Origin of the sequence: Vibrio sp. 1S139 (assembly GCF_041439475.1) — a bacterium.
In the GTDB taxonomy this organism is placed as follows: Bacteria; Pseudomonadota; Gammaproteobacteria; order Enterobacterales; family Vibrionaceae; genus Vibrio; species Vibrio crassostreae_C.
This window is the reverse complement of the sequence record NZ_JBGOOD010000003.1, coordinates 23,637-40,042: the sequence shown is the minus strand read 5'-3', so window position 1 is coordinate 40,042 and position 16,406 is coordinate 23,637. Positions and strand designations below refer to the sequence as shown.

General features: G+C 45.1%; 16 protein-coding genes. 9 read left to right on the top strand and 7 right to left on the bottom strand.

Annotated elements, in window-relative coordinates:
• Window positions 1–26: 26 nt before the first annotated feature.
• Both ACED46_RS01725 and ACED46_RS01720 read left to right on the top strand, forming a co-directional pair.
• On the top strand, window positions 27–932 hold the full coding sequence (locus ACED46_RS01725) for a manganese-dependent inorganic pyrophosphatase (protein WP_017065328.1): 906 nt from the start codon (window positions 27–29) through the stop codon (window positions 930–932).
• A gap of 149 nt (window positions 933–1,081) precedes the next feature.
• Window positions 1,082–1,471 (top strand): DUF2750 domain-containing protein, encoded by a 390-nt coding sequence (locus ACED46_RS01720; RefSeq protein ID WP_004734596.1) that lies wholly within the window; start codon window positions 1,082–1,084, stop codon window positions 1,469–1,471.
• 98 nt (window positions 1,472–1,569) lie between these two features.
• Here ACED46_RS01720 and ACED46_RS01715 read toward each other — a convergent pair whose 3' ends face one another.
• From ACED46_RS01715 to pspF, 7 genes are all read right to left on the bottom strand, one after another.
• Window positions 1,570–2,349: a DUF2927 domain-containing protein gene (locus ACED46_RS01715; protein ID WP_029235328.1), complete on the bottom strand. Its 780-nt coding sequence runs from the start codon at window positions 2,347–2,349 to the stop codon at window positions 1,570–1,572.
• Window positions 2,350–2,385: 36 nt separating this feature from the next.
• Window positions 2,386–3,168, bottom strand: coding sequence for an ATP-binding cassette domain-containing protein (locus ACED46_RS01710; protein ID WP_017060304.1), 783 nt, complete (start codon window positions 3,166–3,168; stop codon window positions 2,386–2,388).
• On the bottom strand, window positions 3,165–4,166 hold the full coding sequence (locus ACED46_RS01705) for an oligopeptide/dipeptide ABC transporter ATP-binding protein (RefSeq protein WP_017060305.1): 1,002 nt from the start codon (window positions 4,164–4,166) through the stop codon (window positions 3,165–3,167). Before ACED46_RS01705 ends, ACED46_RS01710 begins: the two co-directional genes overlap by 4 nt.
• On the bottom strand, window positions 4,166–5,053 hold the full coding sequence (gene sapC, locus ACED46_RS01700) for a putrescine export ABC transporter permease SapC (RefSeq protein ID WP_371720801.1): 888 nt from the start codon (window positions 5,051–5,053) through the stop codon (window positions 4,166–4,168). Before sapC ends, ACED46_RS01705 begins: the two co-directional genes overlap by 1 nt.
• Window positions 5,040–6,002, bottom strand: coding sequence for an ABC transporter permease subunit (locus ACED46_RS01695; protein WP_010440077.1), 963 nt, complete (start codon window positions 6,000–6,002; stop codon window positions 5,040–5,042). Before ACED46_RS01695 ends, sapC begins: the two co-directional genes overlap by 14 nt.
• Window positions 6,002–7,624, bottom strand: coding sequence for an ABC transporter substrate-binding protein SapA (gene sapA, locus ACED46_RS01690; RefSeq protein ID WP_371720800.1), 1,623 nt, complete (start codon window positions 7,622–7,624; stop codon window positions 6,002–6,004). Before sapA ends, ACED46_RS01695 begins: the two co-directional genes overlap by 1 nt.
• Before the next feature lie 102 nt (window positions 7,625–7,726).
• Window positions 7,727–8,749 carry a phage shock protein operon transcriptional activator gene (gene pspF, locus ACED46_RS01685; protein WP_017060309.1) on the bottom strand — a complete coding sequence of 341 codons (1,023 nt, stop codon included), beginning with the start codon at window positions 8,747–8,749 and terminating at the stop codon, window positions 7,727–7,729.
• Between the two features lie 273 nt (window positions 8,750–9,022).
• Here pspF and pspA point away from each other — a divergent pair, with 273 nt between their 5' ends.
• The 7 genes from pspA (at window position 9,023) to ACED46_RS01650 (ending at window position 16,346) form a co-directional block, all read left to right on the top strand.
• Entirely contained in the window at window positions 9,023–9,694 is a 672-nt protein-coding gene (gene pspA / locus ACED46_RS01680) for a phage shock protein PspA (protein WP_010440091.1), read from the top strand.
• Between the two features lie 14 nt (window positions 9,695–9,708).
• Window positions 9,709–9,942, top strand: coding sequence for an envelope stress response membrane protein PspB (pspB, locus tag ACED46_RS01675; RefSeq protein ID WP_004734605.1), 234 nt, complete (start codon window positions 9,709–9,711; stop codon window positions 9,940–9,942).
• The gene (gene pspC / locus ACED46_RS01670) at window positions 9,935–10,321 is read left to right on the top strand and encodes an envelope stress response membrane protein PspC (RefSeq protein WP_371720799.1); all 387 of its coding nucleotides are present in this window, start codon (window positions 9,935–9,937) and stop codon (window positions 10,319–10,321) included. The genes pspB and pspC overlap by 8 nt, the downstream gene beginning before the upstream one ends.
• 157 nt (window positions 10,322–10,478) lie before the next feature.
• The gene (locus ACED46_RS01665; protein ID WP_102429172.1) at window positions 10,479–11,513 is read left to right on the top strand and encodes an efflux RND transporter periplasmic adaptor subunit; all 1,035 of its coding nucleotides are present in this window, start codon (window positions 10,479–10,481) and stop codon (window positions 11,511–11,513) included.
• Window position 11,514: 1 nt separating this feature from the next.
• The gene (locus ACED46_RS01660; RefSeq protein ID WP_029222096.1) at window positions 11,515–12,600 is read left to right on the top strand and encodes an efflux RND transporter periplasmic adaptor subunit; all 1,086 of its coding nucleotides are present in this window, start codon (window positions 11,515–11,517) and stop codon (window positions 12,598–12,600) included.
• Window positions 12,593–15,703, top strand: a complete 3,111-nt coding sequence (locus ACED46_RS01655) for an efflux RND transporter permease subunit (protein ID WP_017065336.1) — start codon at window positions 12,593–12,595, stop codon at window positions 15,701–15,703. Before ACED46_RS01660 ends, ACED46_RS01655 begins: the two co-directional genes overlap by 8 nt.
• A gap of 76 nt (window positions 15,704–15,779) precedes the next feature.
• Window positions 15,780–16,346, top strand: coding sequence for a DNA-3-methyladenine glycosylase I (locus ACED46_RS01650; RefSeq protein WP_017065337.1), 567 nt, complete (start codon window positions 15,780–15,782; stop codon window positions 16,344–16,346).
• The last annotated feature ends 60 nt before the right edge of the window (window positions 16,347–16,406 follow it).

The following is a 16,406-nucleotide window of genomic DNA, read 5'->3' as shown; positions in this document are numbered from 1 at the left end:
TAATTGTTAGTGTAATAGGAAGAAACATGATTTTAGTTGTTGGTCACAAAAACCCTGATAGTGACAGTATTTGTAGTGCGTTAGTTGCAACTGAGCTTCTTAAGGCTCGTGGCGAGGAAGCGACACCAATTCGCCAAGGCGAGATCAACCGCGAAACTCAACACATTCTAGAAGTCGCTGGTGCTGAAAAGCCAGAGCTTCGTACTTCTGTTGCTGGTGAGAAAATCTGGCTAGTAGACTACTCAGATCTAGCACAAGCACCAGATGATGTTGCTGATGCAGAGATCGTAGGTATTGTTGATCACCACCGTCTAGGCGACGTGATGACAGTAAACCCAATGGAAGCTTGGATCTGGCCTGTTGGTTGTACAAACACTGTACTTTTCAACATGTTCAAGATTGAAGGTCACGCAATCTCTCAACAAATCGCTAAACTAATGATGTCTGCAATTCTTTCAGACACAGTTGGTTTCGCTTCTCCAACATGTACTCAAAAAGACAAAGACGCGGTTGCTGAGCTTGCTGAAATTGCTGGCGTAACTGACGTTGATGCATTCATCAAAGCGCTTCTAATCGCAAAAACAAACATCGAAGGCCTATCTGCTGCACAGCTAGTAGAAAAAGACCTTAAAGGCTACCCATTCAACGGTCGTGATGTTGTTGTTGGTCAAGTTGAACTTGCGACTCTTGAGCAAGTAGACGGCATGATCGAAGCGCTAGAAGCTGATCTTGAAGAGCGTTGTGAGAAAGACGGTCTAGCGTTCGCTGCGGTAATGCTAACAGATATCACTACTGCTCAAACTCGTCTTCTATACAAAGGTGAGTGGGCTGAGAAATTGGTTAAGCACGAGAAAGGCGGCGTATTAATGATGGAAAATACACTAAGCCGTAAGAAGCAAGGCTGGCCTTGGCTACAAGGTGAGCTTGTTTAATCAAGTCGCTTAATATTAAACGCCTGCTTATTTAGCAGGCGTTTTTCTTTGAAGTAGACTTTCTTCTTCATCGATAATGTTTGAAGTTAACAACACTCGGCATAAAATAGCTTTAAGAGCAAAGTTACTGACTAAAGTAGGAAATTAAGATGACTACACAGCTAGACGATAAAAAAATCGCTGAAATCAACAAGTATACGGGCGAGCAACGCCTGAAATACTGTGTGAAAGAAATCGTAGCAAACCGTGAAGTATGGATCTTAACCGATGAACACGGTTGTGTAATGCTGAACACAGAAGATGAAGATTGTGTTCCAGTATGGCCAAACCAAGAGTTCGCAGAATCATGGGCAACGGGTGATTGGTCTGAGTGTAAAGCTGAGTCTATTTCGTTGAACAAATGGCACAGTCGCTGGACGAACGGTCTAGAAGACGACGAACTTGCTGTTGTAGTATTCCCGAACGAGCAAGAAGAAGGCGTTATCTTGTTCCCGGATGAGTTCGACTTCGAATTGAAAAAGCAGGCAGCTAAGCGCTAGTTCTTTCGTAATACAGTAACATCGTAAGTCAGCGTTGCCTTTCTTAGGCAGCGCTATCATTCAATTATCCCATCTAAGTTACTTCCAACGTATATTCGTCAATACCCAATCAACTGATACAAAGGCGCTTGCTGTGCGGCTTTAGAAGCTTGCTGAAGCACACCTGTTTTGCTGTATCTCTTGAGTATCTTTCGAACGATAGGTTTTACTTCAGATTTTGTCATTCCAGCTTTCAATTCTGGTTCATACAGCAATTGCAGTAGCACTACGTCTAACGGCGATAATAAGTCTTCTGGCGTGTGGTCGTTGAAAATAGAAGGGTAGGCTTTATCTGAATCATTCGGCAGGCCTAGAACTTGTGTGATCTCTTCCACGATACAGGCGACCAGCTTACCTCGCGATCTTGCCTGATCAACCGGGATTACAATCCCAGCGTATACAATCTCGCCTTTAGAATTGGTTCTATAGCCCGCCGTGCAGATGGCGCTATTTAAATGTTGAGTTGATTTGAGCTTGAGCACCGATTTCGCCTCAGATACCCACTGGCTCTGCCTTGTGTATATCCATTTAACGTTCGCTTCGGACTCTTTACTGACGATTGTTATTGGATGTTGGGTGACTTCAGATAAGTGTTTGATATGAAGCTCTGTGATCTCTTGATGCAGTTCCTCATCGCCCACTCGATGATCGATCCAAATCTTGATCGGTTGTTTCCACTTGGCGAGCGGTTTGTTGCCTTGGGAGTATTCGTGTTGAAGCGCGACGTTATAAAAGGCAGTTTCGACGAAGCTTCTATCTAGCCATGTGAGCGGTGTGCTTGTCGCGTTAAAGGACAACAGCACCAACAAGAGGGGAAGCATTGAAGCTGTTCGATACATACTTTTCCCCTCTGCTAAATGTAGCGTGATTCCAGGTTAGTGGTTCGGCGCTTTGGAGAAATGGCTCTCAACCAATCTTTGGGTGATTTGGTGAGTTGGATTGGTTAGCACTTGATCTGTTTCCCCACTCTCAACCACATTGCCTTCATGCATGACAATAATCTTGTCGGTAATGTGCTTAACAATACCGAGGTGTTGAGATACATAAACGAACGATACGCCCATCTCTTCTTGTAACTCTAAGAACAGATTGATGATTTGCGAGCGCATTGCCATGTCCAAACCATTTAAAGCTTCATCAGCAACAATGATGGATGGCTGAAGTATTAAGGCACGAGCCAAACAAACCCTTTGTTTCTGGCCTGCAGCAAGCATCTGAGGGTAGAAATACGCATGTTCCGGTAGAAGGCCTACGCGCAGTAGTGTGTCTTTCACACGACGCATACGAGCTTCTGGAGGCATGTTGGTGTTTCGCTTTAATGGACCTTCAAGAATTCGACCGATCTGAATGCGCGGGTTAAGTGACGTATTCGGATCTTGGAAGATCATTCGAATCAGCTTACAACGAGTCGAGTAGTCTTTGTGCTCTAGCTTTTCGCCATTCACGCGGATCTCGCCTGCGGTTGGCTCCACCATGCCTGCGAGCATTCTGGCTAATGTTGATTTGCCAGAACCATTCTGGCCGATAAAACCAATTGTCTGGCCTGCTTCAAGAGAAAAGCTAACTGGCTTCACCGCCTGATGAATCTTTTTACGGAAAAGACCAGAGCGAGTCGTAAAGTCTTTAGACAAATCACTGACTTCTAATAATGCACTCATGATTTCTTTTTCTTCTCCATATTCAGAGGGAAGTGACAGTTGAACTTATGGTTCTTGATACGTTTCGTATGTGGGATCTCGACACACTGCCTTTGTGCGTATGGGCAGCGAGGCCCTAATCGACAACCAATAGGAAGATGTTGCAGCGGTGGAATTGACCCCGGCAAAGACTGGAGCTTCTCCTTGTGGGGAATCCAGTCGTTAAAGTCTGGCATCGCTTTTAACAAAGCAACGGTGTACGGGTGCTTTGGTGCATCCAACAGCTTCGGTGTATCAGCGGATTCTACCGATTGACCACAGTACATCACGGTAATGCGAGTCGCCCATTGGGTAATGGTGGTTAAGTCATGGCCGATCAACACGATGGTGGTGTTATTGATCTGGTTCATACGACTCAAAAGACGCAATATTTGAGACTGTGTAATTGGGTCTAAATCGTTGGTTGGCTCGTCAGCAATCAAGACTTTTGGCTTGGCAGCGATCGCCATTGCGATCATGACTTTTTGACACTCACCATCTGTCAGCTCATAAGAGTAACTGTCCATTAGGCGAGAGTGGTCTTTGATGCCGACTTTGTGTAGTAATGCGATCGCTTGCTTCTTACGCCACTTAAATCGTTGCCACCAACGACCTTCAAACGAATGGGAAGGGATCGCTTCAACGAGCTGGTTACCTACTTTTTCAGAAGGGTCAAGACACGTTGATGGCTCTTGGAAGATCATTGCGATATCGCGGGCGATCACTCGGCGTCTTTCTTTCGGCGTCAGTTGCAGTAGGTCGATATTACCTAAGCGCATTCGGTCTGCAGAAACCTTCCAGTTTTCTTTACATACTCCGACGATCGCTTTTGCAACCAAACTCTTACCTGAGCCTGATTCACCTACTAAGCCACGAATTTCCCCTTCATTGAGGGTAATACTCATTCGATCTACGGCTTTAACCATCCCTTGAGGGGTCTCAATCTCGATGGTTAGATGTCGAATATCAAGTAACGGCATTATTCGATTCCTGCATTTAGCGCTTGGCGAACACCTTCACCGACGAGGTTAATCACGATAACTGTAAACATAATAGCTAAGCCGGGTAGGGTAACTGTCCATGGCGCAAGGTAAATCAACTCGACCGAATCACCCAAGATGGAGCCCCATTCGGTACTCGGTGCTTGAGCGCCAAGCCCTAGGAAACCTAAAGCCGTGATATCAAGAATTGCGACTGACAGTGCCAGCGTAACTTCAAGAGCGATCACGGTAAGGATGTTCGGAAGGATTGAGTTCCATAGCAGGTAAAAATCGTTCGCACCATCAAGGCGAGAAGCCAGAATATAGTCTTTTTCTACTTCAGCATGCACGGCAATGTACACCGAGCGTATAAAGCGCGGGATCAGTGCCAAGCACAAGGCGAGCAAGATATTAAACTCCCCAAAGCCAAGGAATGCCACGAAGATAATCGCCAGCAGAAGAGATGGAATCGACATAACAGTATCAAGCAGGTGGTTTAGCGTGCTTGATAGTAAACCGCGCGTCATACCAGCAAGTACGCCAATCAGACAACCAATGACGGCTGCGATAAAGGTAATCACCACCGCGGCGCCGAAGGTTAACTGAGAGCCAATTATTAGGCGAGAGAGAATATCTCTGCCTAAGTCATCCGTACCCAAAAAGTATTCTACCGTTCCCGCAGGATCCCAAGAGGGCGGCGTTAATAGGTGACCGGTTTGTTCTTGTGCATCATGCGGGGCTAGCCACGGTGAAGTGACGGTGACCAGAATGATAAGCACCAAACACCACAAGCCAAACATAGCTAGATTATTGCTGCGAAAGCTGCGCCAGAAACGTTCGAACTGGGTTGGAACTTGCTCTTCTTGGTAGACGTTATTTGTTAGCATACCATTCCTTCCTTACCAGTGGGTTAACCATTGCGCCCAATAGATCGGACAGAATGTTTGCGGTCAAAACCAGTGTCGCTACTACAATTACGCCAGCTTGAATCGAAACGTAATCTTGATTCGAAAGAGCATCTAGCAACCAGCGGCCAATACCAGGCCAGTTAAAGATGGATTCGGTAATAATAGCGAGCGTTAACATACTTGATAGTTGAACGCCGACTTTCGGAATGATCGGTGGGATCGCATTTCTTAATACGTGTTGCATGACGATCTCTCTGGTAGACAGACCTTTAATACGTGCCGCGCGGATGTAGTTTTGCGTCATCACTTCAGCCACCGATGATCTCATCAGTCGGATAACTTGAGTTGTCGGGGCTAACGCTAAAACAAGACAAGGTAACGCCATATGCTCGATAACACTTTGTAGTGCATGTGCTCGGTATCGACCTTCTGCAAAAAAGGCATCGATCATGGCAAACCCAGTTACGTGTTCAATCTCGTAAAGCAGATCATAGCGACCGCCAACAGGGAACATTTCAAAGTGCAGTGAAAACACCATGATCATCAACAACGCGACCCAAAATATAGGAGCAGAGTAACCTGCCATTGAGGTAAACGAGATCGTGGTATCGACCAATTTACCTTGTCTCATACCGGCGATGGTGCCGAAAGGAATGCCAATAAATAGAGCCAGAACGAAAGCAAAGAAACACAGTTCTAACGTTGCTGGGAATACGATGGCAAGTTCATCGATGATAGGTGCACCGTGTTTACTTAGGCCAAAATTAAGGGTCGATAACTCAGTAATATAGCTAATCCAACCGGGCCAGAAATCTTGAATTGCCCAAGGAGAAGTTTGGTCTAGTCGAAGTAGCGAAAAGCCCACTAAAGTCAGGATCGCAAGCGTAATAACAAATAAATTTACACGTCTTAATGTATACCAAAACATCAGTTCACCTCTCTTCTGACTTGATCAAAAGGTTGAGCGTTGAACGGGCTCTGTTTGAAACCGGTCAGTGAACGATCGTGGACGCGGAATTGCACGCCGTGTGCGAGAGGTATCACAGGAACTTCTTCGTTCAATATGTTTTGGGCTTGTCGATACAGGTTCACACGGTGCCTTTGTTGATTTATTTCCAAGGCTAAGTCGAGAAGGAAATCAAAATCCGAATTACACCACATAGAGACGTTTAGCCCGGCACGTTCAGAGCTGCAAGAGAGTAAAGGACGCAAGAAATTATCAGGATCTCCGGTATTGCCTATCCAACCAGTAAGAAGCAGATCTGTTGAGGCAATCGATGATAGCTGTGTACGGTCGAATCGGTCGTCGGTATAGAGTTTCAGTTCAACACCGATATCGGCAAAGTTAGCTTGGATAAGCTCTGCCGTTTTTCTCGGGCTTGGGTTGTATGCTCTTGGTTCTAGCGGTACCCACATTGAAAGCTCTAAACCTGGTTCAACACCGGCTTCTTTAAGAAGCGCTAAGGCGTAGTTTCGGTCATAGCGAACCTGAACGCTGTCTTTTTGGTGAGCCCAAGAAGTCGGAGGAAGCAAGGTGTAGGCTTTGGTTCCTGTACCGTAATACACAGAATCAAGAATGTTCTGACGATTGATGGCTAAGTTGAGCGCTTTACGAACTCGAGAGTCACGCAGTGCAGGGTGCTCAGTATTCAGCGCGATGAAAGAGACATTAACCGCCGGAGTAGCAGAAATCTTCAACTCTTCATGAGCCTGAATAATAGGGATTTGGCTAGAAATTGGTGAGTTGAGCACGTCACACTCACTACGCAGAAGCTTGGCAAGTGTGCCTGTTCCACGTTGCGAAGTATCGAACACAACTTGGTCCATTTGTACTTCACCTTTCCAGTAGTGCTTGTTCTTTTTCAAGCGCACTAGGTCGTTGATTTGGTATTCATCTAAGTAGAAAGGGCCAGTGCCGACTGGATTGGAATCGATTCGATTTTTCTCATCCGCTGCAATGAGCTGATTGGCATACTCCTTAGAGTGAATGACTGCATAGCTGGTGGCGATGTTATTGAGAAACGAATTGTCTGGGCGACTTAATTGGAATTTCACCGTTAGGTCATCAACTGCGGTGATATCGACAATCAGGTTTTTGAAGTCGATTCCGGCAAACCATGGGTATAGGCCGCCACCCACATAATGAAATGGGTTTGAACTATCAATGACACGTTCAAAGCTAAACACCACATCTTGTGCATTCATGCTACGAGTTGGGGTGAACCAGTCTGTGGTTTGGAACGCAACATTTGGGCGCAGTTTGAACGTGTATTCTGTACCTGATTTATCAACAGACCAACTTGTCGCTAAGTTCTGTTTTGGTCGGTACGTCATCGGATCAAGAGTGAGCAGTGTATCGAAGATTTGAGGACTCAGCGATTCTGCGGTAATGCCACTATCAACTAGCTGTGGATTGAAGGTACTAGGATTACCTTGGCCGCAATAAATGAAGCCTTTTTCACGGATTTGCTCGTGATTCACACTCTCACCACATCCAGCGAGAAAGCTCAACGTGCAGATGCTCAGTGATAGTCTTATTAGTGCTTTCATAAAAAGAAATACTTTTCGAAACGAGGCGTTAGAGGAGCCTCAAGATCCGGACAATTTAACATTTTATTTATTCGGCTCCAAATAATAATCAAGCGTGGACAGCTATTTATCGTTAGCTTGTCCGACAATCGCGTACTTCCTCACCATTCCACGTAATTGGTTGTAGGTTAACCCAAGTAATTCTGCGGCTTGTTTCTGGTTATATTTGCTCTGTTTGAGGGCTTGGTTGAGTAGCTTGATGTCTTGTTGTTCTTGCCATGCTTTGTAATCAAGCGGCAAAGAAAACAAGCTCTCTGATGAAGTATGGCTGTTAGACGGCTCATTGCCAGTTTCCGGAGAGGAATCTTGCTCTGTTTTCCATGCGGGTTTAAATGGGTTAAACACCAAATATTCAATAGGATATGGATCTTTTCCGTGCTGATAGATAGCTCGCTCAATGACGTTTTTGAGTTCTCGTACATTCCCTGGCCAAGAATAATCCAAAAGCGATTCAACGGCAGAGGGGGCAAAGCCAACAAACAACTCCAATTCCAATTCACGACACATCTTAATGGCGTAATATTCTGCCAGTAGCATGATGTCTTCTTTTCGCTCACGCAAAGGAGGGATAGTAATGACGTCAAACGCCAGTCTATCTAATAGGTCTGCTCGGAATTCGCCCTTTAATGCCATGTCTGGTAAGTCGGCATTGGTTGCACACACCAGTCTGACATTGGCACTTAGCGCCTTTTGCCCACCGACACGTTCATATTGCCCGTATTCAATAACGCGCAGTAGTTTCTCTTGAACCGCAAGGGGAGTGGTCGCCAGCTCATCCAGAAACAGCGTTCCGCCTTCTGCTCTTTCAAAACGACCTTGATGACGCCCTTTCGAACCCGTAAAGGATCCCGATTCATGACCAAACAGTTCTGAATCAATCAAACCTTCACTTAAGGTTGAGCAGTTCAATGAGATCAAAGGTTGATCCCAACGTCTTGAAAGGTAATGCAGTCTTTGTGCGATCAACTCTTTACCTGTGCCACGTTCGCCAATGATCAGAATGGGTCTTTCTATTGGTGCGAGTTGGGAAACTTTATCTAACACAGAGAGAAAGCTAGGTGATTCACCAATGAGGTTCTGCTGCATAGCGGGTCCTTGTATGAATTAATCGCTGGAGAGGTCATGTAAGAGCCATAGTGGTGAAAAATACCAATACTTGGCTAAATTCATCATAGCATGGTTCGAGTTAATCACCATTTTATTGTAAGTAACTGATAATAAATGGCTTAAAAGTTGGCACGCTACTTGGATTATTTATGGTAGGTTTAACAACAAACGTAAATTTTTGAGCAAGTGGATTGATAAAGTCGCACAACGATTTGAAACGCATTTGCCATCATTGTAATTAAGGAGTTCCTCATGGGTATTTTTTCTCGCTTTGCAGACATTGTAAATTCAAACATCAGTGCACTATTAGATAAGGCTGAAGATCCAGAAAAGATGATTCGTCTTATTATCCAAGAAATGGAAGACACCTTAGTTGAAGTTCGTACCAACTCAGCAAAAGCAATTGCTGACAAGAAAGAGCTAGCGCGTAAAGTAGAAGCTATCGAAACACAGATTCTAGATTGGCAAAATAAAGCGACACTTGCCCTGACCAAACAACGCGAAGATTTGGCGAGAGCGGCGCTAATCGAAAAGCAAAAACTGGAAGACATCATCAAGAGCCTTCACACCGAACAAACCTTGGTTCATGAAACCATCGAAAAATTGACGAGTGAAATTGGTAAACTTGAAACAAAGATCGCAGAAACTCGTGCAAAGCAACAAGCATTAATGATTCGTAACAATGCGGCAAGCAACCGTCGTGATGTTCAAAAACACCTGCACTCAAGCAAAACCAACGAAGCAATGGCGAAGTTTGAGCAATTCTCGCGTAAAGTGGATGAATTAGAAGCTGAAGCGGACGTTTACGCTAAGACTGGCAACGCAAAATCTTTAGACCAAGAGTTTGCCGAGCTACAAGCTCAAGATGAAATCGAAAAAGAGCTAGCGAAACTGAAGCAACAAGTTGAAAACCGCGATAAATAATCTAGGAGTTGTCTATGTCAACATTTCTAATTGCAGGTCCACTGATTGTCTTTTTAATCTTCGTGGCACCGCTATGGTTATTCTTACATTACCGCAGCAAGAAGAAATCCAGCAATGGTCTTTCTGAAACGGATCTTCAACGTCTGCATAAGCTTTCTGCGCAAGCCGAATCCATGCAAGACCGAGTGAAAACGCTAGAAAAAATACTGGATGCGGAGTCGCCTAACTGGAGACGAAACTATGAGTAGAGAACTGTATCGCGACACGATTAACGGCAAATTGTCTGGTGTGTGTGCAGGGTTAGCGAACTATTTTGGCCTTGAAGTGTGGTTGGTTCGCATCTTAGTTATCTCAGCAGCACTGCTTGGTGGTAGTTTTCTGGTGTTATTAGCGTATTTAGCTTTGACATTTATGCTTGAAAAACAACCACCTCAGTATGTCGACCAAATGAAGGCGAAACAAGAGCATACGCTGAAGCAAAAGCCTTGGGAAAAAGGGCAAACTGCAGAGTCGCTATTGAACACTTTAGAGGGTGATTTCCAGAAGTTAGAGACCAGTGTCCGCAACATGGAAGCTTATGTGACTTCGGATACTTTCAAAGTCGACCGCGCATTTAAGAACATGTAGTGGTAAACCTGAAAAACATTAGATAACGGTTTAGGAAAATTTATTCCAAGCCGTTATTTTTTTTAATAATTTTGTCTAAATAAATCTTACGATAACTGGTAAGTTACATGTAATTAATCTATGTTATAAAAATATTTATAGTTATGGATGATCACTAATGTATAGAGCCTCCGTTGTCCTATTGACAGCCTTAGCTGGGTTGTCTGGGTGTGGTAAGGAGCTTCCTCCCGTACCTGAACCTGATTCTAGACCCGCCAAACTCTTCACTGTCTCCGTCGGTAGTAATGCTTTTGAACGTAGCTTTCCAGCCACCACAGAAGCTGGTGACAGAGCGGTACTCGCATTCCGTGTTCCTGGGTTATTGCAGAGCATCGATGTGACCGCTGGGCAGCACGTGTCTAAAGGCGACGAGCTTGCTAAGTTAAATCCCGATGAATATCAACTACTCGAGAAGCAAGCAAAAGCGAATTTTCAGCTAGCCGATGTTCAATATCAACGTGCGATCAAACTTCGTAAAGATCGTGTGGTATCAGAGCAAGATTTCGACCAAGCGAAAGCGAACCACAATTCAGCTCGCGCGGTGCTTAATCAAGCTAACGCGAATCTTCGCTACACCACTTTGGTTGCGCCGTATGACGGAACCATTTCCATCATTCCTGCTGAAAACCATGAATACATTGCGGCTAAACAAGGCGTGATGAATATTCAAACGAATCAAATCCTCAAAGTCGTATTCTTATTACCCGACCAACTTATCACGCGCTTTTCTTCAGGGTTTGAGACGGATGCAACCATGGTTTTTGATGCTTTCCCTGGTAGCTCCTACGCTTTAGCATTCCAAGAAGTTGATACTGAAGCGGATCCCAAAACCGGGTCGTACAAAGTCACCATGGTAATGGAAAGACCCACCGATGTTGGTATTTTGCCGGGTATGTCAGGCACAGTTCATTTAGTTTCAGCGTTAGCAGCCGCCACAAAAATTCCCACATCAGCAATGATGACTGATGGCGATGATGTCTCTGTGTGGCGCGTGAATAGCGACGGTATTGTTGAAAATGTCGCAATCATCATCGATGAAAAGCGCCATATTGTTTCAGGGTTGAACGATGGTGATCGCATCGTAACTTCTGGTGTTAATGGTCTTGAACCGGGCGTTAAAGTTCGAGAGTGGATCAAGGAAAGGGGGCTATAACATGAAAACACTTAAAGTGGCCGCTGGACTGTCGTGTTTGGCTTTACTTACGGCTTGTGAAGATAAACAAGTTGTAGAAGTGAATAACACGCCCTTGGTTAAAGCTATCGAGATTTCAGTCATCGACTTTAGCGACAAACTCTATTTCCCAGCGGTTGCAAACGCTGCCGAGAAGGCTCATCTCAGCTTTCGAGTCGCTGGTGAAATCAATAAGCTTGATGTGAAAGAAGGTGAGCGTGTTTCACAAGGAGACATCATTGCAGAGCTTGACCCTACCGATTATCAACTGGATGTCGACAATGCTCAGGCGCGTTACACGGTAATTAACAGCCAATACAGACGTTCAAGTCCGCTAGTGAAGAAAGGCTTATTGGCGAAGTCACAGTTTGATGAAATTGCTGCTCAACGCCAGATCGCTTATGCCGAGCTGGAACTCGCAAAACTGCGCTTGTCGTTCACTAAGCTTCGTGCTCCTGTTGATGGGATCATTTCTCGTGTCAGTGTCGATCAATATGAAAATATTCAGGTAGGCCAGCAGGTCGTGAACATTCACAGTGTCGAGGATGTTGAGGTTGTTATCCAACTGCCTGACCAGATTTACGTGAATCAGCCTAGCGAACAGCTGTTATCGAATGTTGAGGCTGTGGTAAGAGTACCCAGTGGCAATGAATACACGGCGGCTATTAAGGAGTTTACCACTGAACCTGACCCAAGCACGGGCACGTTCACGGTGACGCTTGCTCTACCTATGCCGGAAGATGATTTGATTCTGGATGGTATGGCCGTTGAGGTGACGTCAAATGGGCGAGATATCGGCTTGGAGTTAAAAGCTGGGGTACTTATCCCAATCGAAGCTGTGTTTAATGCGGATGGCGATGATTTAACGCGCCAGAACTCTTATGTATGGGTGCTTAATGACGACAGTACCGTCTCAAAACAGCAAGTCGTAATAGGAAAAGCCAATCAGAAAACATTGCAGATCATGAAAGGATTAGAAATGGGGCAGCATGTCGTTGTTGCAGGCGTATCGCGATTGCGAGATGGGATGACAGTGGAAGTATTGTCTCAGGAGACGAACAATGAGTGAAGTAAATAACAAGCCCCAAAATGACGATCAACAGGGTGATGATCAGATCACAGGTGTTGCTTCTTACTTTATACGTAACAAAGTCATTAGCTGGATGCTATCTCTGATCTTTCTTATTGGTGGTGTCTCTGCCTTTTTCGGCTTGGGTCGTTTAGAAGATCCTGCCTTTACCATCAAAGATGCGATGGTTGTGACCTCTTACCCAGGGGCCACACCTCAACAAGTTGAAGAAGAAGTTACTTACCCACTAGAAAAAGCGATTCAACAACTTACCTATGTGGACGAAGTGAACTCTATCTCTAGCCGCGGCCTATCACAGGTAACGGTGACGATGAAGAACAACTACGGCCCAGATGATCTTCCGCAAATATGGGATGAACTTCGCCGAAAAGTGAATGATCTCAAGGTTGAACTGCCACCCGGCGTCAATGATCCTCAAGTCATCGATGATTTCGGTGACGTTTACGGTATTTTGCTGGCGGTGACGGGGGATGGCTATAGCTACAAAGAGCTGCTGGATTACATTGATTACCTAAGGCGAGAGCTAGAGTTGGTTGATGGGGTCAGTAAAGTCTCCGTTTCCGGCCAACAACAAGAGCAAGTGTTCATTGAGATATCGATGAAACGGATAAGCTCTCTGGGTCTGTCTCCAAGCACGGTATTTAACCTTTTATCGACTCAAAATATTGTATCAAGTGCAGGAGCGGTAAGGATTGGTGATGAATATATTCGAATCCATCCAACGGGTGAGTTCCAGAATGTTGAGCAGCTTGGCGATTTAATTCTGACAGAAGGTGGTGCTCAAGGTCTCATCTATTTAAAAGATGTGGCGAATGTAACTCGTGGTTATGTTGAAGTGCCAAGTAACATCATTGGCTATAACGGCAAGCTCGCACTTAACCTTGGTGTCTCTTTTGCGCAAGGCGTGAACGTAGTAGCGGTTGGTGAAGCGTTTGATCGAAGATTGGCCGAGCTAAAGTATCAACAACCCGTCGGCATCGACATCTCCGAGGTTTATAACCAACCTAAAGAGGTAGACAAGTCGGTAAGCGGATTTGTGGTGAGTTTAGGGCAGGCGGTTGCGATCGTAATCGTGGTGTTACTGTTCTTCATGGGACTAAGATCGGGCCTATTGATTGGTTTGATACTGCTATTGACCGTATTCGGTACATTCATTTTCATGCAGTACTTCAAGATCGACCTACAACGTATTTCACTGGGCGCGTTGGTTATCGCCTTGGGGATGCTGGTGGATAATGCCATTGTGGTGGTGGAAGGGATATTGATCGGCACGCAGAAGGGGCGAACCCGGATGCAGGCCGCCACCGATATCGTAACCCAAACCAAATGGCCGCTGCTTGGTGCGACGGTTATTGCGGTGACTGCGTTTGCTCCAATTGGTTTATCTGAAGACTCAACAGGCGAATACTGTGGCACCTTGTTCACGGTGCTACTGATCTCCTTGATGCTGAGTTGGTTTACTGCCATCTCGCTCACGCCGTTCTTTGCCGACATGTTCTTTAAAGGTCAGAAGGTCGATCCAGATAACGAAGGTAAGGACCCATACAACGGGATGGTTTTTGTTATCTACAAAAACTTCCTTGAGTTCTGTATGAAGCGTGCTTGGTTAACCATGTTTGTTCTGATTATTGGTTTAGGCGCGAGTGTGTACGGTTTTGGTTTCGTTAAGCAAGCCTTCTTCCCGTCTTCAACCACACCTATGTTCCAAGTGGATGTGTGGATGCCAGAAGGTACCGATATTCGAGCGACCAATACCAAGCTTAAAGTGCTTGAGAGTTGGCTAGCTGAGCAGGACGAAGTTGAACATATCACGACAACCGCGGGTAAAGGCCTGCAACGTTTCATGCTGACTTATGCGCCAGAGAAAAGTTATAGCGCTTACGGCGAGATAACGGTTCGTGTGAAAAGTTATGAAGTACTTGAAGGGCTAATGAAACGCTTCCGTGAACATGTAAATGGTCAGTTCCCAGAGATTGACTACAAGCTTAAACAGATCGAATTAGGTCCTGGTGGCGGTGCGAAAATTGAAGCGCGAATTGTGGGTTCTGATCCAACGGTTTTACGTTCAATCGCTGCACAAGTGATGGACATCATGCGTGCTGATGAAGGCGCATTTAACGTTCGTCACGATTGGCGTGAAAGAACTAAGGTATTAGAGCCTCAGTTCAATGAAAGCCAAGCGCGTCGTTATGGTATTACTAAATCTGACGTTGATGATTTCCTAGCAATGTCTTTCTCTGGTAAGTCGATTGGTGTGTATCGTGATGGTACAACGTTAATGCCGATTGTGGCTCGTTTGCCTGAAGACGAGCGTGTCGATATTCGTAACATCGAAGGCATGAAGATCTGGAGCCCAGCATTAAGTGAGTACATCCCACTTCAACAAGTAACGTTAGGTTACGAGCTAGAATGGGAAGATCCACTGATCATCCGTAAGAACCGTAAGCGTATGCTAACGGTAATGGCGGATCCTGATCTATTGGGTGAAGAGACGGCCTCAACTCTACAGAAACGCTTACAACCACAGATTGAAGCGATTGAGATGCCTCCGGGTTACTCATTGGAATGGGGGGGTGAATATGAGTCGTCAGCAGATGCACAGGCGTCACTGTTCACAACCATGCCTCTGGGTTACTTGTTCATGTTCTTAATCACTGTGTTCTTGTTTAACTCGGTGAAAGAGCCTCTGATCGTTTGGTTAACGGTTCCATTGGCGTTGATAGGGGTGACGACAGGCTTGCTAGCCTTGAATACACCATTCGGCTTTATGGCGCTGTTGGGCTTCTTGAGTCTATCTGGGATGCTTCTGAAGAACGGTATCGTACTACTTGATCAAATTGAGATTGAGATGAAATCTGGTAAAGATCCGTATGTAGCGGTTGTTGATGCGGCTCTGAGTCGTGTTCGTCCGGTATGTATGGCAGCGATCACCACCATTCTTGGTATGATCCCTCTACTACCGGATATCTTCTTTAAACCAATGGCAGTAACCATCATGTTTGGTTTAGGCTTTGCGACTGTACTCACGCTAATCGTAGTACCTGTGCTGTATCGTTTATTCCATAAAATTGAAGTGGCTTAACGTCAACTAACCTTTGAAATAATGCCCCTAATTGGGGCATTATTTTTATGTACGATTACTAAAAGAGACTATCGAAATGGAAGCGAATACAGTGGATAGAACGTGTGCATGGGCGCTTAAACATGAGCTTGAAAGGGAGTACCACGATGCAGAGTGGGGCGTGCCTGTTTATGATGACCAAGTTCTGTTTGAGTTCATTACTTTAGAAGGCGCTCAAGCAGGTCTGAGTTGGATTACGATCCTTAAAAAGCGTGAAGGCTATCGTGCCGCGTTCGATAATTACGATCTAAACAAGCTAGCTGAGCTGAATGAAGACAACGTGCCGCACATCATTGAAAACTTCGATGTGGTTAAACACAGGGGTAAGATTGCTTCGGTATACAACAATGCACGAGCAACGCTTGAATTACAGAAAGAGTTCGGCTCTCTTTCTAATGCCTTATGGCAATTTGTTGATAATGAAGTGATCGTGAATCAATGGACTGAGATGTCTCAAGTTCCCGCTTCTACCGAGCAATCTAAAGCGATGAGTAAGTTTTTGAAGAAGAGAGGCTTTAAGTTTGTAGGAGAAACAATCTGTTACGCATTTATGCAAGCAACAGGTATGGTCAATGATCATTTAGTCGGTTGCCCACACAAATAAAGTGTTATTTATTTCAGCGGAACAATCACTTAGAAATTGAAAAATTCATAGCCATTTTTT

What these genes read in the sequence shown, in the direction of transcription:
- ACED46_RS01725 (WP_017065328.1), top strand. Translation starts at nt 27, where the DNA reads ATGATTTTAGTTGTTGGTCACAAAAACCCTGATAGTGACAGTATTTGT.
- ACED46_RS01720 (WP_004734596.1), top strand. Translation starts at nt 1,082, where the DNA reads ATGACTACACAGCTAGACGATAAAAAAATCGCTGAAATCAACAAGTAT.
- ACED46_RS01715 (WP_029235328.1), bottom strand. Translation starts at nt 2,349, where the DNA reads ATGTATCGAACAGCTTCAATGCTTCCCCTCTTGTTGGTGCTGTTGTCC.
- ACED46_RS01710 (WP_017060304.1), bottom strand. Translation starts at nt 3,168, where the DNA reads ATGAGTGCATTATTAGAAGTCAGTGATTTGTCTAAAGACTTTACGACT.
- ACED46_RS01705 (WP_017060305.1), bottom strand. Translation starts at nt 4,166, where the DNA reads ATGCCGTTACTTGATATTCGACATCTAACCATCGAGATTGAGACCCCT.
- sapC (WP_371720801.1), bottom strand. Translation starts at nt 5,053, where the DNA reads ATGCTAACAAATAACGTCTACCAAGAAGAGCAAGTTCCAACCCAGTTC.
- ACED46_RS01695 (WP_010440077.1), bottom strand. Translation starts at nt 6,002, where the DNA reads ATGTTTTGGTATACATTAAGACGTGTAAATTTATTTGTTATTACGCTT.
- sapA (WP_371720800.1), bottom strand. Translation starts at nt 7,624, where the DNA reads ATGAAAGCACTAATAAGACTATCACTGAGCATCTGCACGTTGAGCTTT.
- pspF (WP_017060309.1), bottom strand. Translation starts at nt 8,749, where the DNA reads ATGCAGCAGAACCTCATTGGTGAATCACCTAGCTTTCTCTCTGTGTTA.
- pspA (WP_010440091.1), top strand. Translation starts at nt 9,023, where the DNA reads ATGGGTATTTTTTCTCGCTTTGCAGACATTGTAAATTCAAACATCAGT.
- pspB (WP_004734605.1), top strand. Translation starts at nt 9,709, where the DNA reads ATGTCAACATTTCTAATTGCAGGTCCACTGATTGTCTTTTTAATCTTC.
- pspC (WP_371720799.1), top strand. Translation starts at nt 9,935, where the DNA reads ATGAGTAGAGAACTGTATCGCGACACGATTAACGGCAAATTGTCTGGT.
- ACED46_RS01665 (WP_102429172.1), top strand. Translation starts at nt 10,479, where the DNA reads ATGTATAGAGCCTCCGTTGTCCTATTGACAGCCTTAGCTGGGTTGTCT.
- ACED46_RS01660 (WP_029222096.1), top strand. Translation starts at nt 11,515, where the DNA reads ATGAAAACACTTAAAGTGGCCGCTGGACTGTCGTGTTTGGCTTTACTT.
- ACED46_RS01655 (WP_017065336.1), top strand. Translation starts at nt 12,593, where the DNA reads ATGAGTGAAGTAAATAACAAGCCCCAAAATGACGATCAACAGGGTGAT.
- ACED46_RS01650 (WP_017065337.1), top strand. Translation starts at nt 15,780, where the DNA reads ATGGAAGCGAATACAGTGGATAGAACGTGTGCATGGGCGCTTAAACAT.